This window comes from Nocardiopsis xinjiangensis YIM 90004 (assembly GCF_000341145.1).
Taxonomy (GTDB): Bacteria; Actinomycetota; Actinomycetes; order Streptosporangiales; family Streptosporangiaceae; genus Nocardiopsis; species Nocardiopsis xinjiangensis.
Window position 1 is genome coordinate 1 of the sequence record NZ_ANBE01000038.1, and the last position, 15,213, is coordinate 15,213.

At 70.9% G+C, this 15,213-nt stretch carries 12 protein-coding genes; 9 read left to right on the forward strand and 3 right to left on the reverse strand.

Annotation, left to right across the window (positions count from 1 at the left end; translation table 11 throughout):
* A partial coding sequence (locus tag D473_RS27480; protein WP_017610386.1) for a serine/threonine-protein kinase occupies positions 1 to 1,473 on the forward strand: 1,473 nt, incomplete at its 5' end.
* Between the two features lie 2 nt (positions 1,474 to 1,475).
* On the opposite strand, the gene D473_RS0117710 is transcribed toward D473_RS27480, so the two are convergent.
* The gene (locus tag D473_RS0117710) at positions 1,476 to 2,060 is read right to left on the reverse strand and encodes a uridine kinase family protein (RefSeq protein WP_017610387.1); all 585 of its coding nucleotides are present in this window, start codon (positions 2,058 to 2,060) and stop codon (positions 1,476 to 1,478) included.
* Between the two features lie 108 nt (positions 2,061 to 2,168).
* On the opposite strand from D473_RS0117710, the gene D473_RS0117715 reads away from it, so the two are divergent.
* The 8 genes from D473_RS0117715 (at position 2,169) to D473_RS0117750 (ending at position 12,976) form a co-directional block, all read left to right on the forward strand.
* Entirely contained in the window at positions 2,169 to 3,341 is a 1,173-nt protein-coding gene (locus tag D473_RS0117715) for an ROK family transcriptional regulator (protein ID WP_017610388.1), read from the forward strand.
* Between the two features lie 226 nt (positions 3,342 to 3,567).
* Positions 3,568 to 4,686: an ABC transporter substrate-binding protein gene (locus D473_RS0117720; protein ID WP_017610389.1), complete on the forward strand. Its 1,119-nt coding sequence runs from the start codon at positions 3,568 to 3,570 to the stop codon at positions 4,684 to 4,686.
* Positions 4,687 to 4,781: 95 nt separating this feature from the next.
* On the forward strand, positions 4,782 to 5,573 hold the full coding sequence (locus tag D473_RS0117725; RefSeq protein ID WP_017610390.1) for an ATP-binding cassette domain-containing protein: 792 nt from the start codon (positions 4,782 to 4,784) through the stop codon (positions 5,571 to 5,573).
* Positions 5,570 to 6,847, forward strand: a complete 1,278-nt coding sequence (locus D473_RS0117730) for a sugar ABC transporter permease (RefSeq protein ID WP_017610391.1) — start codon at positions 5,570 to 5,572, stop codon at positions 6,845 to 6,847. Before D473_RS0117725 ends, D473_RS0117730 begins: the two co-directional genes overlap by 4 nt.
* Positions 6,848 to 7,075: 228 nt before the next feature.
* Positions 7,076 to 7,846: a sulfite exporter TauE/SafE family protein gene (locus D473_RS0117735; RefSeq protein ID WP_017610392.1), complete on the forward strand. Its 771-nt coding sequence runs from the start codon at positions 7,076 to 7,078 to the stop codon at positions 7,844 to 7,846.
* 204 nt (positions 7,847 to 8,050) lie between these two features.
* Positions 8,051 to 9,964, forward strand: coding sequence for a 1-deoxy-D-xylulose-5-phosphate synthase (gene dxs, locus D473_RS25015; RefSeq protein WP_017610393.1), 1,914 nt, complete (start codon positions 8,051 to 8,053; stop codon positions 9,962 to 9,964).
* Between the two features lie 66 nt (positions 9,965 to 10,030).
* Positions 10,031 to 11,431 (forward strand): FAD-dependent oxidoreductase, encoded by a 1,401-nt coding sequence (locus D473_RS0117745; RefSeq protein WP_017610394.1) that lies wholly within the window; start codon positions 10,031 to 10,033, stop codon positions 11,429 to 11,431.
* Positions 11,432 to 11,554: 123 nt separating this feature from the next.
* A complete protein-coding gene (locus D473_RS0117750) occupies positions 11,555 to 12,976 on the forward strand; it encodes an alkaline phosphatase (RefSeq protein WP_017610395.1) in 1,422 nt (473 codons plus the stop codon).
* A gap of 75 nt (positions 12,977 to 13,051) precedes the next feature.
* On the opposite strand, the gene D473_RS0117755 is transcribed toward D473_RS0117750, so the two are convergent.
* Both D473_RS0117755 and D473_RS0117760 read right to left on the reverse strand, forming a co-directional pair.
* On the reverse strand, positions 13,052 to 13,966 hold the full coding sequence (locus D473_RS0117755; protein WP_017610396.1) for a neutral zinc metallopeptidase: 915 nt from the start codon (positions 13,964 to 13,966) through the stop codon (positions 13,052 to 13,054).
* 386 nt (positions 13,967 to 14,352) lie between these two features.
* On the reverse strand, positions 14,353 to 15,105 hold the full coding sequence (locus D473_RS0117760; RefSeq protein WP_017610397.1) for a TetR/AcrR family transcriptional regulator: 753 nt from the start codon (positions 15,103 to 15,105) through the stop codon (positions 14,353 to 14,355).
* Between the last annotated feature and the right edge of the window lie 108 nt (positions 15,106 to 15,213).

The window sequence follows — 15,213 nt, forward strand, 5'->3', positions numbered from 1 at the left end:
GCGACCGGGCGCGAGGCCTTCTCCGGGCCGACCCAGGCCTCCCGCATCGCCCGTGTGCTCTCGGGCCAGGCCGACCTGGACGGGATCCCCGAGAGCCTGGCCCCGGCCGTGCGCGCCTGCCTGACCGGCGACCCCGGAACCCGTCCGGACGCCCGGACCCTGCTCGACCACCTGGTCACCGGAACGGCCCTGGCCCCGCAGACACCCGCAGGGTCGGCCCCGCAGTCCGGCCCGACCCTGGTCGAAGGGGTGGACGACGGTGCCACACGTCAGCAGGATCCGGCCCGGCCGCACACCCCGTACGCGGAGGCCGTTTCCGGGGCCGGGCCGGAGCAGCAGGACCCCTCGGGCGCGCAGACCCCCGCGTCCTCCGGAACCGGGGACCAGGCGCCTCCCTACTACTTCGCCGGGCGGCGCCTGCGTACGGTGCAGGAACTCGCCGCCGCTCTGCAGGAGAACTGGTCCGACGCCGTCCGGGTCATGTCCGATGTACAGGAACGTGCCACCCTGGGCGCCTGGATCATCGACGACCTGAACGACACCCTGGTCGACCGGTCCCTGTTCCGCCGCAAGGTGACCGACGCCAACGCGGCCGTGGCCACCCTCATCGCCCAGGTGCGCCCCGACCTGCCGCCGGTCTTCCGCGGCCACGACTGCAGCATCACCGGGCTGAGCCGGCTGTTCGAGGACCCGCGTCCCCTCCTGTCCGGTGACCCGCGCAGCAACGAACTCGGCCTGCTGGCCAGACCCGAGGTCCTGCGCACCATGTCCCAGCACGAGGTTCCCGATGCGGGCGCGCTGCGCTCCCTGGCCGAGGACCTGGTCGAGGCCGAACGTATCGGTGCCCGTTTCCACCAGCAGCTCGCGCAGGGGCTCTCCGGATGGCGGGGCACGCAGAACCACGTCGACCCTGCGGTGATCCTGGTCTTCCTCCTGCACCCCGAGCGCGCCCGCAGGCCCGACCCCGGTGCCCGGCCCGGCGTCAGCGAGTGGATCGAGATCCTGTGGGCACGGGTGGAACGCTCGGAAGGGGCCGCGCGCGCCGGACACGCCGCCGCGGTCTACGGGGCACTGGAGACCGTGAGTGTCCTGGCCCACCAGCGTGAACAGTGGGTCTCCCAGCACCGGACGGTGGCCGAGCAGCAGCAGACGTTGGCCGTGCAGGGCGACTCCGACGAGGGGTTCCGCCGTGGCAAGATCCTCCTCTACTGGTCGACCGGGATCTGCTTCTTCCTGGCGATGGTGACCTCGGAGGTCGCCGGCATGATCTTCCTGACCGCGGCTCTGGCGAGCGGGATCGGCGCGATCATCGTGGCGAGCACCCACACACAGCGGTTCGGCTCCTCCCACGAACGCAAATGGCGCTCCCAACGCGCTGCCCAGTTGCCCCGGGTTAGGACCAGCCTGGACAGCGGGCTGCAGAACATCGAACGCGATCTGGCCGAGGCGCGGCGTATCTGCTCCAGCGGCTGACCTCAGCTGTTGTCGACCCACGCCCGGGCGCGGGCCTCCGGTCGGTGCAGGTCCAGGTGATGGTCCTCCTGAGCGGCCCACGCGGCACGGTGGGGTGCGTACAGCTGAGCGTCCCCGCGCTCGTCCAGGCGCCGGGCGCGCTCGGCCTCCGGGGCGTGCACCCACACCAGCAGGTCCACCAGGGCGGGCGCGCCCCCGGAGCCGGTGCCCTCCACGACGAGGACCCCGCACCGGGACACCGCCTCGGGCAGGTGTGAGGGGTCGGCCGAGCGCTGCCCGCGTTCCCAGTCCCAGCGGTGCCAGACCGGGGCCTCGCCGCGGGCCAGCGGGGCCAGCACGCGGGTGCGCAGGAGCCGGCTCCCCTCGGCGAGTCCGTCCCAGCCGGCGTAGAGGTCCTCCATGGTCAACACGTGCACCGCCTCGCCCCGCGCCGCCAAGGCCTCGCCCAGGTGTGCGGCGACGGTGCTCTTGCCCGCCCCGGACCGGCCCTCGACCGCCACGACGCGAGCCCCTCCACCGCCGGGCAGCGCTGTGACCACGGTCTCGGCCCACCCGGGCACACCGGTGCCCGTCCGTACTTCACTCATCTCCCGAAGGGTAAGGCAGGGGCCGTTTCTCACCTTCCTTCACGCCTTGTAACATTCTCGGGCGCAAGGCGTACAACACGAACGAGCGACCGGACGAGGGGCTGCGTGGTGACCGAGGCCGACACGACCCCGGGATCGCAATCGGCGCTGCGCCAGGCCAACGAACGCCGCGTCGTGGACACCCTGCGCAGCCGGGGCACCTGCACCCAGGCCGAACTCGCCCGGGCCACGGGCCTGTCCGCGGCCAGCGTGTCCAACATCGTGCGCGGTCTGCGCACCTCGGGCACGGTCGCGGTACGCGCCACCTCCTCCAACGGCCGCCGGGCCCGCGCCGTCACCCTGCTGCGTTCCCCCGGCACGGTCGTGGCCGTCGATTTCACCTCCGAGCGTCTGCGTGTGGCCGTGGCCGACCACGAGGGCGGCCTCCTCGAACGCGAGGCCATCGACTACGACGTGGCCGCGGATCCTGCACGCGCGGTGCGCCGGGCCGCCTGGCTCACCGAGACGGTGCTCTTCCGCGGCCGTGTCGACCTGGCATCGGTCTCCTCGGTGGTGGCCTCCGTGCCCGCTCCCCTCGACCCGGGGACCGGGACCGTCGGGGCGGTCTCGTGCATACCGCGTTGGACGGGCTTCCGCCCGGCCGAGGCCTTGCAGGAGCGTCTGGGGCGACCGGTGCGCGTCGAGAACGACGCCAATCTGGCGGCCGTGGCCGAACGTCGACGCGGGGCCGCGCGTGGTGCGGGCACCGTCATACACCTGCTCCTGGACGAAGGGGTCGGTGCCGGTCTCGTGCTGGACGGCCGGCTGCTGCGCGGAGCCGACGGCACGGCCGGGGAGATCGGGCACATCGGCCTGGACCCGCGCGGCCAGGTCTGCCGGTGCGGCAACCGAGGCTGCCTGGAGACCTTCGTGGGCATCTCCTATCTGTTGGCGATGGTGCCCCACGGCAGTGATCTGGCCCGGGACGGACAGGTCGAGCTGCCCCGGTTGGTGGCGGCCGCGCACGGGGGTGATCCCTCCAGCCGCCGTATCGTCTCCGAGGCCGGGACCGCGCTGGGGCAGGGCACGGCCGTCGTCGCGAACCTGTTCAACCCCGACCGTGTCGTGGTCGGCGGTCCACTGGCCGCCGCCGGGGACCTGCTCCTGGACCCCATGCTGAGGGCGATGGAGCTGGGCACCCTGGGCAGCGCTCTGGAGCGGGTGGACGTGGTGACCGGTGAACTGGGTGAGTTCGCGGCTCTGTACGGTGCACTCCTCGTGGCCGCCGAGAGCCCCGTCTGACCGAGGGGACGGCAACGGGGGGAGCGCCCTACGGCCTGACCAGCCCTCCTTTTCCTTCACTGCTTGAATGCAATATCTGTGATCTTTCAGTTATGCGTTCAGGAGTTGACGGCAAGCCCGAGGCGCGGTTTGACTGCACTGCACCGAACACGGTGCCGCAGATCACCCACCCCTCCGCACGAGAAGGGCTCCGTCGTTGAACACACGACGCTCATCCCACAGACGCATGCCAGGCAGCGGCCTCGCCGCCGTGACCGCCGCCCTCGCCCTGGTCACGGCCACCGGATGCCAAAGCATCACCTCCGGGGGAGGGGAGGAGGAGGGGGAGGTCCACTCCGTGGAGGAGGGTTTCCACGTCGGTCTCCTCCTGCCCGACCTGTTCACCGCCCGCTACGAGGCCTTCGACTACCCCTACTTCGAAGAAGCGCTCGGGGAACAGTGCCCGAACTGCGAGTTCTCCTACGCCAACGCCGACGGTGAGGTCGACGAACAGCAGACCCAGGCCCAGGCCATGCTCACGGACGGCATCGACGTCCTCGTCCTGGACGCGGTCGACGCCGAGGCCGCGGCCGGCACCGTCAACGAGGCCTCCTCCCAGGGGGTGCCCGTGCTGGCCTACGACCGCCTCGCCGAGGGCGGTGTCGACGCCTACGTCTCCTTCGACAACCACCGTGTCGGCCAGGTCCAGGGCGAGTCCCTCCTGGCCGCCATCGAGGAGGAAGGCACCACCGGCGAGGGCCAGATCGTCATGGTCAACGGCTCACCCACCGACCCCAACGCCGCGGATTTCAAGGCCGGCGCCCACGAGGTCCTCGACGGCCAGATCGAGATCGGTCAGGAGTACGACACCCCCGACTGGTCCCCCGAAGAGGCCACCACCCAGATGGAGGGCGCCATCACCTCCCTGGGCGCCGACGAGATCACCGGGGTCCTGGCCGCCAACGACGGAATGGCCTCCGGTGTCATCGCCGCCCTCCAGAGCGCCGGTGTGGCCACCGAGGACCTGCCGCCCGTCACCGGACAGGACGCCGAACTCGCCGGAATCCAGCGCATCGTCGCCGGCGAGCAGTACATGACCGTCTACAAGGAGATCCGTCCCCAGGCGGAACTGGCCGCCCAGGTCACCGTGGACCTGGCCACCGGCTCCGACATCGAGCCCGGTGAGCACTCCCTCGCCCAGCTCGAGGACGGCAGCGGTGAGGAGATCGACTCGGTGCTGCTCGAACCGGTCGCCCTGACCATCGACAACATCGACGACACCGTGGTCTCCGACGGCTTCTACACCGTCGAGGAGATCTGCGAGGGCGAGTACGCCGACACCGACTACTGCCAGGAAGCCCTCTGAGCCGGGCCCCGACGGCACCCTCCGCCCGGGCACCCGCCCCTGCACGCCCGCGGCGGGCGCCCGGGCCGGCGTGAGGACAAGGAAGAGACCACCCCATGAGCACACCCGTCCTGGAACTGTCCGGGATCTCCAAGACCTTCGGGGCCGTGCGCGCCCTCGACGAGGTCGACCTCCACGTCCAGCAGGGCGAGGTCGTCGCCCTGCTCGGCGACAACGGAGCGGGCAAATCCACCCTCGTCAAGGTCATCTCCGGCGCACACACCGCTGATACCGGCGGCGCCGTCGTCTGGGACGGCAGGACCGTCGAGATCACCACCCCCGCCGACGCCCAACGCCTCGGCATCGCCACGATCTACCAGGACCTCGCCCTGTGCGACAACCTCGACATCGTGGCCAACCTCTTCCTCGGTAACGAACACCTGCACTTTCCCGGCACCCTCGACGAGGTCGAGATGGAACGGCGTGCTTGGGAACTGCTGCGCTCGCTGTCGGTCGACATCCCCGACCTGCGTGTGCCCGTGGCCTCCCTGTCCGGTGGCCAGCGCCAGATCGTCGCCATCGCCCGAGCCCTGCTCGGAGAGCCGCGAGTGGTCATGCTCGACGAACCCACCGCCGCGCTCGGTGTCGCCCAGACCGCCCAGGTCCTCGACCTCATCGAGCAACTGCGCGACCAGGGCCTGGGCGTGATCCTCATCAGCCACAACATGGCCGACGTGCGGGCCGTGGCCGACCGGGCCGCCGTCCTGCGCCTGGGCCGCAACGCGGGCGACTTCCCCATCGCCGGGACCAGCTACGAGGAGATCGTCGCCGCCATCACCGGTGCGGCCGACAACCCCGTCACGCGCCGCGACGGCCGGCAGACCGCCGGGGCGGAGGAGAGCCGATGAGTCGAAACACCCCGGTCACCGACCCGCCCGCGCCCTCGGAAGGGGACACCGGCCGCCGCGACCCCCGCCTCCTGGACACAGCAGCCACGCCCGGCGGCTGGTGGAGGGCGGCCAAACGCAAGGTCCGCGCCGGCGAACTGGGTGCCGCCCCCGTGGTCATCGGGCTCCTGCTCATCGCACTCGTCTTCCAACTCCTCAACGACCGGTTCCTGTCTCCACAGAATCTGTCCAATCTCACCGTGCAGATCGCCGCCATCGGCCTCATGACCACCGGCGTCATCGTGGTGCTGCTGCTGGGCGAGATCGATCTGTCCATCGGATCGGTCGCCGGGCTCTCGGCGGCGGTCCTGGCCGTCACGGTCATGCGGCACGGATGGCCCGAGTGGGCCGGCATCGCCGCGGCCCTGGGAACGGGCCTGCTCGTGGGGCTCTTCCACGGTTTCGTCTTCGCCAAGATCGGGGTCCCGGCCTTCGTGGTCACCCTGGCCGGGCTCCTGGGGTGGCAAGGCCTCCACCTGTGGGCCATGAGCCCCGACGGAACCATCAACACCCGCTCCGAGGGGCTCATCGCGTCCCTGACCCAGACCTACTTCGTGCCGTGGATCGGCTGGGCCGTGGTCCTGCTCGTCCTGGCCCTGCACCTGGCCTCCACACTGACCAGTGAACACAGACGCCGCGCCGCGGGGCTGCCCCACCGTTCCCTGGCCGAGACCGTGCTGCGTACCGCACTGCTGGCCGTGCCCCTGGCCGCGGGTGCGTGGATCCTCAACCAGCACAACGGCTTGCCCCTGGCCTTCCTCGTCTTCGTCGGCGCCGTCGTCACCCTCGACCTCGTCCTGCGCAAGACCCGGTACGGGCGGATGATCTACGCGGTCGGCGGCAACGCCGAGGCCGCGCGCCGGGCCGGCATCAACACCGTCCTCATCCGGATCTCGGTCTTCGGTATCGCCTCGACCCTGGCCGCCCTGGGCGGGGTCATGCTCGTCTCACGCAACATCGCCGCCAGCACGACCACCGGAGGCGGTCAGGAACTGATGATGGCGATCGCCGCAGCGGTCATCGGGGGCACCAGCCTCTTCGGCGGACGCGGCAACGCCTACTCGGCGCTCCTGGGCGGGCTCGTCCTGGGCGCCATCACCTCCGGTCTGCTCCTGCTGCCCAACGTCGACACCTCGGTCCGGTTCATGATCACCGCCGCGGTCCTGCTCGTCGCCGTCATCATGGACGCCGCCTCGCGCCGGGGCCGCAAGACCCATGCCAGGGGAGGGGGCTGACCACCCCCCGCCCTCTCCCCCCCGGGGCCTGTTCGCTGGGCGAGGGTACCCGCCGAACAGGCCCTGGCCCCCGGTCGCGTCCTCCCGCGCGGCCGGGGGCCACCCGTGCCAGGACGTGGATGCCCGCCCGTGCGAGCCCGGGTCCCGCATCCAACGGTCCGGCCCCGTCCGTTCCGGCCGGACCCGGGCGGCGGGCCGAACGGGCCCCCGGGTAGGTTGGGCGTCCTCATGCTCTCCGACCTCCTCAGACCCGTCCCCGGAAGCCTGCTCGCCCCGGCCGACCCATGGGTGCTGCTGACCGTCGCCGGCGTGGCCGTCCTGACCGGGGCGGTCGTACAGAGCTCCGTCGGTCTCGGACTCGGCCTCGTCGCCGCCCCGGTCATCTCCTTCCTCGACCCCTCGCTCATGCCGGGGGCGATGCTCATCACCGTGGTGCTCCTGCCGGCGCTCACCCTGGTCCAGGAGTGGCGGCACGTGGACTGGCGCGGGATCGCCTGGGGCGTGCCCGCCCGCCTCCCGGGGACCGTGTTGGGCGTGCTGGTCGTGGCCGTGCTGGAACCGCGCACCCTGGCCGCCGTGGTCGGTGTGATGGTCCTGGCCGCGGTGGTGCTCACCGTGTGGTCCTTCCGGGTGCGCATCATCCCGGCCTCGATCGTGACCGCGGGTGTTCTCTCGGGGTTCGCCGGGACCGCCACCTCCATCGGCGGTCCACCCATGGCGCTGCTGTACCAGTACGAGGCCCCGCCGCGGGTACGTGCCACCCTGGCCGCGTTCTTCCTCGCCGGTTCGACCATCTCCCTGGGCGCGCTCACCCTCGGAGGGCAGATGGAGACCCGGGTCGTCGTGGCCGGGATCGCGGCGGTCCCGCTGGTCGCGGTCGGGTTCGTGCTGGGCAACGTCCTGCGCGGCCACGTGTCGCCCCGGGTGCTGCGCCTGGGCATGCTCGGCGTGGTGACCCTCTCGTCCGCGGGCCTGCTCGTTCAAGCCGCCCTCGGATAGCCTCTGCAAGTGCGTTCCAGAGGCGGCGCGGCCCCAGGAGCGAGTAATGTACGCGAAAACCCGTGAACGGGTGGCGGGTAACACCCGGGGGCTCACGCCCATAGGATCGGGTATGTATACCTGCTGGCAGCCATGTGCGGGCCACCTCCCGGGCCCCCGATGGCAAAGGCAACGGACACGCTGGACGAGGGGACTGACGAGACAGTGGCACTGTTCGAGTCGATACACAATCCGGATGCGCTCAAGAGGCTGCCCGCCGACCAGCTGCCCGAACTGGCTCGGGGCATCCGTGACTTCCTCGTGGATTCCTGCTCCCAGACCGGAGGCCACCTGGGCCCCAGCCTGGGCGTGGTCGAACTGACCGTCGCACTCCACCGGGTCTTCGACTCCCCCCGGGACCCCATCCTCTTCGACACGGGCCACCAGGCCTACGTGCACAAGATGCTCACCGGCCGGCACGACTTCTCCGCACTGAAGGCCGAGGGCGGGCTGTCGGGTTACCCCTCCCGTGAGGAGTCCGAGCACGACTTCATCGAGAACTCCCACGCCTCCACCGTCCTGTCCTACGCGGACGGCATGGCCAAGGCCAACGAGGTCCAGGGCGAGCGCGAGCGCACCGTGGTGGCCGTCATCGGCGACGGCGCGCTGACCGGCGGCATGGCCTGGGAGGCCCTCAACAACATCGCCGAGCGCAAGGACCGCCGCCTGGTCATCGTGGTCAACGACAACGGCCGCTCCTACTCGCCCACCCGCGGCGGCCTCGCCGAGCACCTGTCCTCACTGCGCATGGCCCCCGGCTACGAGCAGGCCCTCGGTCTGGCCAAGAGCACCCTCAACCGCACCCCGGTGGTCGGCCAGCCCCTCTACGAGGCCCTGCACGGCCTCAAGAAGGGCGTCAAGGACGCCATCCAGCCACAGATCATGTTCGAGGACCTGGGCCTGAAGTACCTGGGCCCCATCGACGGCCACGACGAGCCCTCCGTGGAGAAGGCGCTGCGCCAGGCCCGCGACTTCGGCGGACCGGTGATCGTGCACTGCCTCACCCAGAAGGGCAAGGGGTACGCACCCGCCGAGAACCACGACGAGGACCAGTTCCACGCGCCCGGCCCCTTCGACGTCACCACCGGGAAGGCCAAGCCCGGGCCCAAGGCCGAGAAGTGGACCGGGGTCTTCGCCGAGACCATGGTCGAGCTCGGCCGCGAGCGCGAGGACATCGTCGGCATGACCGCGGCGATGCTCCACCCCACCGGTCTCGACAAGTTCGCCGAGGCCTACCCCGACCGCATCTTCGACGTGGGTATCGCCGAGCAGCACGCGGCCACCTCCGCCACCGGTATGGCCATGAAGGGCCTGCACCCGGTCGTGGCCGTCTACGCCACCTTCCTCAACCGCTGTTTCGACCAGGTGCTCATGGACGCCGCCCTGCACCGCCAGGGCGTCACCTTCTGCCTGGACCGTGCCGGGATCACCGGCACCGACGGCGCCAGCCACAACGGCATGTGGGACATGTCGATCCTCCAGGTCGTGCCGGGCCTGCGCATGGCAGCGCCCCGTGACGCCGAGCGCCTGCGCACGCAGCTGCGCGAGGCCGTGCAGGTCGACGACGCCCCCACCGTCGTGCGCTACCCCAAGGGCGCGGTCGCCGAGGAACTGACCGCCGTGGGCGAGCTCGGTTCCATGGACCTTCTGCGCCGTGCCGAGGACTCCGGCCACGACAAGGACCTGCTCATCGTCGGAGTGGGAACCATGTCCCAGGTCGCCGTCGAGGTCGCCGACCGCATGGCCGACCAGGGCATCGGTGTCACCGTGGTCGATCCCCTGTGGGTCAAGCCCTTGGACGGGGCCCTGGCCGCCGGGGCCGCCGAGCACAGCCTCGTCGCGGTCGTGGAGGACAACGGCCGCACCGGTGCCGTCGGTGACGCCGTCTCCCGTCTGCTGCGCGACCACGAGGTGGACGTGCCGGTGCGCACCTTCGGTATCGAGCAGGAGTTCCTCACCCACGCCAAGCGCGAGCGGATCCTGGAACAGCAGGGGCTGACACCGCAGGAGCTGTCCCGCAAGCTCACCGAGACGGTCTCCCGCCTGGCCGAGGGCGAACCGGCCACCGAGCCCGCCTGACCTCCGGCTCGACATTCTCTTCGACGGCAGTGCCGGGGCCGGCCCCGGCACTGCCATCATGAGGAGATGAGCTATCTCATACCCGAGACCCAGAACACCGGCCCCGCACCGTTGAGAGTGGCCGTGGTCGGGTCGGGCCCGGCCGGCATCTACGCCGCCGACGCCCTGACCCGGCAACAGCGCGTTCCCGTGGCGGTCGATGTCCTGGACCGTCTGCCCACCCCCTACGGGCTCGTGCGCTACGGGGTCGCCCCGGACCACACCAAGATCAAGGGTGTGGCGCGTGCTCTGCGCGAGGTACTGGAACACCCCGACGTGCGTTTCGTCGGCGGTGTGGAGTTCGGCCGCGACATCACCCGCCAGGACCTGGAACGCTCCTACCACGCCGTGGTCTACGCGACCGGGGCGAGCGTGGACCGCCGGATGCACGTGCCCGGCGAGGAGCTTCCCGGCAGTGTCGCCGCCACCGATTTCGTCAACTGGTACTGCGGGCACCCCGACAGCGAGCTCGAGCGTTTCGTCCTGGACGCCGAGGAGGTCGCGATCGTGGGCGCGGGCAACGTCGCCCTGGACGTGGCCCGTGTCCTCGCCAAGACCGCCGACGAACTGAGCCACACCGACATCCCCCAGCCTGTGCTGGACGTGCTCGCCGCCAGCAAGGTGCGCACCGTGCACCTGTTGGCGCGCCGCGGGCCCCTGCAAGCCAAGTTCACCGCACCGGAACTGCGCGACCTGCTCGGCCTGCCCGGCGCCGACGTCGTCGTCGATCCCGCCCAGGTCGACATCGACCTCACCGCCGTGGGTGGGGGAGAGGCCGAGACGGCGCAGGTCTCCCGTGCCGCACGCACCAACCTCAAGCTCCTGCGGGAGCACTCCGGCCGACCGGTGGGGGAGGCGCCGCGGTCGGTCCGGCTGCACTTCTGGTCGCGCCCGGTGGAGGTGCTGGGGCAGGACGGCCGTGTGCGCGCGGTCCGTGTCGAACACACCCGCCTGGACGAGGAGGGCCGTGTGCGGGGCACCGGTGAGACCACCGAGCTGCCCGTCGGTATGGTCCTGCGCTCGGTCGGTTACGCCGGTACGCCCCTGCCTCAAGTGCCCTTCGACGAGCAAGCCATGACCGTGCCCGAGGAGGCCGGGCGGGTCCTGGACCCCGAGGGGCGGCCCGTGCCGGGCGCCTATGTGGCCGGATGGCTCAAGCGCGGGGCGACGGGGGTCATCGGCACCAACAAGTCCGACGCCGCCGCTACCGTGCGCACGCTGCTGGAGGACGCCCCGGCCCTCCGCGAGGCCGCTGGCGAGCTCGTTGCGCTGGAGAAGGTCCTGGACGAGCGCGGCCTGTCCTACAGCGGATACGAGGACTGGCTCCGTATCGACGCCGCCGAGGCCCGCCAAGGCGAGGAACTGGACCGGGGCGAGCGGGTGAAGCTGCACGGCTGGGAGGCCTACCGTAGGGTGCTCGGAGAGTAGCGCCATGGCGACGTTTGGTGGTTGTCCGTTTGCGCGGAGGTGTCCAAGCCTTCGCCGGTGGGACACCGGGCCTCCCTAACGTGGTGCCGCACGTCCAAGTATCCCCCGATCCTCCGAGGAGCAGTGTTGGCAGAGCACACTTGGGCACACCCTGTACCGATCACCGCCGCGGCCCTGGCCTTGGGCCTGGCCACCGCCACCGCGTCGCCCGCTCTGGCCGAAGGCCCCCAGGCGCAGGGGTTCGGCCCCGACAACGTCATCGTCCTCATCGGCGACGGTATGGGCTACGAACAGATCGACGCCGCCGGCCTCTACCGCGACGGGACCTCCTACAACCAGTTCGCCCTCGACCCGGAGACCGGTGAGGTGGAGCGCGAACCCGCCGAGGCCTCCAACGTCTACGAGGAGTTCGACGTCCAGCTCTCGGCGGCCACCTACCCCGAGGGCGGCAGCTATGATCCCGCGAGCGCCTGGTCCGACTTCGACTACGTCAACGACGGCTACACCGACTCCGCGGCTGCAGGCACCGCCCTGGCCACCGGGGTGCACACCGACAACGGGGTCATCGGCCTCGACCCCGACCTGATGCCGGTGCGCAACCTCACCGAACGCGCCCAGGAGACCGGGCGCGCCAGCGGTGTGGTCAGCAGTGTGCCGTTCAGCCACGCCACACCGGCCGCGTTCGTCGCCCACAACGAGGACCGCAACGCCTACGGCCAGATCGCGCGCGAGATGCTCACCGAACACGAGCTGGACGTCGTCATGGGGGCCGGCCATCCCCACTACGACGAGGACGGCCGTCTCCTGGACGAGCCCGCCTACGGCTACGTGGACGAGGGCACCTACGAGTCCGCTGCCGCGGGAGAGACCGGGTTCACCTTCGTCGAGGAGGCCGACGACTTCGCCGACCTCGCCGGGACCTCCACCCCGCCCGAGCGTGTTTTCGGGCTCGCCCAGGCCGCCGACACCCTGCAGTACGACCGCAGCGGACCCGACCTGGACGGGGACGGCGCACCGGTCGAGGGTGCCATGCCCTATGACGCCCCGCTCAACGGGAACGTGCCCACCCTGGCGGAGATGGCCTCCGGCGCACTCAACGTGCTCGGCGACGCTTCCGACGAGGGCCTGTTCCTCATGGTCGAGGGCGGCGCCATCGACTGGGCCGGCCACGACAACAGCATGAACCGGCTCATCGAGGAACAGATCGAGTTCGACGAGGCCGTCGACGCGGTCGTGGACTGGGTCGAGGCCGAGAGCAGCTGGCAGGAGACCCTCGTGGTGGTCACCGCCGACCACGAGACCGGATACCTGGCCGGTCCTGGAGCGGGCGAGGGCTGGACGCCCCTGACCGGTGAGGCCGGCGAGCTGCCCGACCACTCCTGGCACAGCGGCAATCACACCAACATGCTGGTTCCCGTCTACGCTCAGGGACCCGGTGCGAGCCGGATCCAGCACCACGCACACTTCGAGGACCCGGTCCAGGGCGCCTACCTGGAGCACACCGACATCGCCAACGCGGTCTTCGACTTCTGGGGCCGCGGCTGAGCGCCGGCCGACCGTGGAACCGGGCCCGGGAGCTGTTGCGGCGGTTCCCGGGCCCGGCTCGTGCGTGCTGCCGGATCAGGTCACGCGGCGCTGTTCGGCGTCGTAGGTGTTGCAGCCGGCCACGGTTTCCTCGCCCCAGCCCTGTTCGAGCCAGAAGGCACGGTTGGTGGCGCGCCCGTGGGTCTCCAGGTCACCGCCGCTGTTGAAGTGCTCGTTGACGGTCTGCAGGTCGGCGGGGCCCACCTCGGCGATGCTGTTCAGCGCCACCCCGGCCATGCATTCGGCCTGTAGTTCGGTGCGGCGCAGGGTGTCCAGCTCCTCGGTCTCGTCCTCGGCGTTGCGGCGCAGGTCGTGGCTGACGGGCAGGATCCCGGTCGCGTACTGCACGTGGTGGCCGTACTCGTGCCCCATCAGGGCCAGCCACACCATCTCCTGGTCGGAGTCGGGCACGTGCCGGCCCAGCTCGCGCACGTTGGGCAGCACCACGGTGACGCGGTTGTGGTCGATCTCGTAGAAGGCCAGAGTGGAGCCCTCGTCGTTGCCGCTGTCGGGGGACTCGGTGGAGACCTCGAACTCCACGGCCTCGGGGTGCAGTCCGAGTTCCTCCATGGTCGGTGCCCAGACCGTGTCCAGGCAGGCCCCGGCCTCTGCGGAGAACTCCAGCCACGAGGGGTCGGAGGAGATGTCCAGGGAGGGCAGGTCGCAGTCCACCACCGCGGGCATGGGGACCTCGTAGAGCGGGTGCTCGGCCGGGTCGACCTCCATGGGTGCGGGCCGGTCCAGGAGGCCGTCGTCGTAGTGGGTGGACAGATCGGTGCCCGGGGCAGGGGCGGGGTCCCCGCTCGGCTCGGAGACGACCATGATCACACTCGCGGCCAGGGCGGTCAGCGCGACGGCCCCGGCGGTGAAGGCGCCGACGAGTACCCCGGGGTTCTGCTTGCCCGGGGACTGCTGCGGCGGGGGCCGCAGCCATCCGTGGTCGTGGGGCACCTGCGGGTGCCATCCGGGGGGAAAGGAGCCCTCCGGCCCTGGGTGAGGCCCGCCGTGGGTCTGCCGGCCCCAGCCCTGGGCGGGCGGCGGGGGCCCCTGCGGTGGGGGAGAGGGGGCAGGTCCCTGAGGTTCTCCCGCGGGCGGGGGGAGATAGGGGCCCTGGATGCCGGGATCGGAGTAGGAGGCCGGTGGGACGTGGAAGGGCGGATGGCGGGGGTCGGGTCCGGGTCGATCGTCCACGGTCCGTCCTCGCCATCGTGCCAACGCGTTCCGGGGGCCCTGGTCCGCGGACGAAAACGTCAAGTGCCGCAGACCCCTACTATCCACCCCAACCGGGCATCACGATGGTAGCGGATCGACACGGTGCGATCCGCCGACGGTCGGCTCTACCTCTCGAACGGGCGGTACTCGACCCCGAGCCGGGACAGCAAGCTGCGCAGCTCCGACTCGAACAGCGGCTCCATGTCCGCCATGGCGAAGTTCAGGTGCTGGAAGATCTCCATGCACACCACCCCGTACAGCCGCACCCAGCACGAGCTCAGCACCATCACCGCGCCCAGTGACACGTGCGGGGTGGACAGCCCCACCGTGTCGGCGAAGGCGCGCAGTTCGCGGGCCAGGTCCGCGGGGACCTCCTCCTCGGAGGGCACCTCGAAACGTTCTTCGGACAGCAGCCGATCGAAGAGTGTGAAGAATGTGGCGCCGAACCTGCGCGCGGCCTCCAGGGCCTCGCCGATGTCGGTTCCGGGGTCGAGCTGGTTGCGCGGGCCGAACATGGTCGAGAACTCCGCGCGGTGCTCCAGTGCCCAGCCGCGGAAGGCGCGCAGCGAGGTGAGGATGCGCTGGTCGGTGTCGTGCTCGGGGACGCTGGCGTCGGCGGCGGCCACGGTGTCGGCGAGATCGTCGTACATCTGCGCGGTGATCAGGACCAGCAGCGCGTCGATGCCCGAGACGTAGCGGTACAGCCCCGGCGCGGTCATCCCCATCTCGCGGGCGATCGCACGCAGCGAGACCCCCTGGGGGCCGTACTCGACGAGGTGGCGCCGGGCGATCTCCTTGATCTCGAGGAGTGTGGCTTCGCGCACACGTTCGCGTCGGCTCAGTCCGGCCCCGGGGCGCTCGATCTGCGGTTTCGCCATGTGTGCAGGTCCATCTCGTCTCATGCGCCGGGGGCAGGGCGCTCTCGGTCGTTTCGTCGGCGTTGACATAGTAACGCCCAGAAGCTTTAGTGAACGCCGTTAGCAAAC

Excerpts from the sequence above, each read along its gene's own strand:
- D473_RS0117710 (WP_017610387.1), bottom strand. The coding sequence starts at position 2,060 with ATGAGTGAAGTACGGACGGGCACCGGTGTGCCCGGGTGGGCCGAGACC.
- D473_RS0117720 (WP_017610389.1), top strand. The coding sequence starts at position 3,568 with ATGCCAGGCAGCGGCCTCGCCGCCGTGACCGCCGCCCTCGCCCTGGTC.
- D473_RS0117725 (WP_017610390.1), top strand. The coding sequence starts at position 4,782 with ATGAGCACACCCGTCCTGGAACTGTCCGGGATCTCCAAGACCTTCGGG.
- D473_RS0117730 (WP_017610391.1), top strand. The coding sequence starts at position 5,570 with ATGAGTCGAAACACCCCGGTCACCGACCCGCCCGCGCCCTCGGAAGGG.
- D473_RS0117735 (WP_017610392.1), top strand. The coding sequence starts at position 7,076 with ATGCTCTCCGACCTCCTCAGACCCGTCCCCGGAAGCCTGCTCGCCCCG.
- D473_RS0117745 (WP_017610394.1), top strand. The coding sequence starts at position 10,031 with ATGAGCTATCTCATACCCGAGACCCAGAACACCGGCCCCGCACCGTTG.
- D473_RS0117760 (WP_017610397.1), bottom strand. The coding sequence starts at position 15,105 with ATGGCGAAACCGCAGATCGAGCGCCCCGGGGCCGGACTGAGCCGACGC.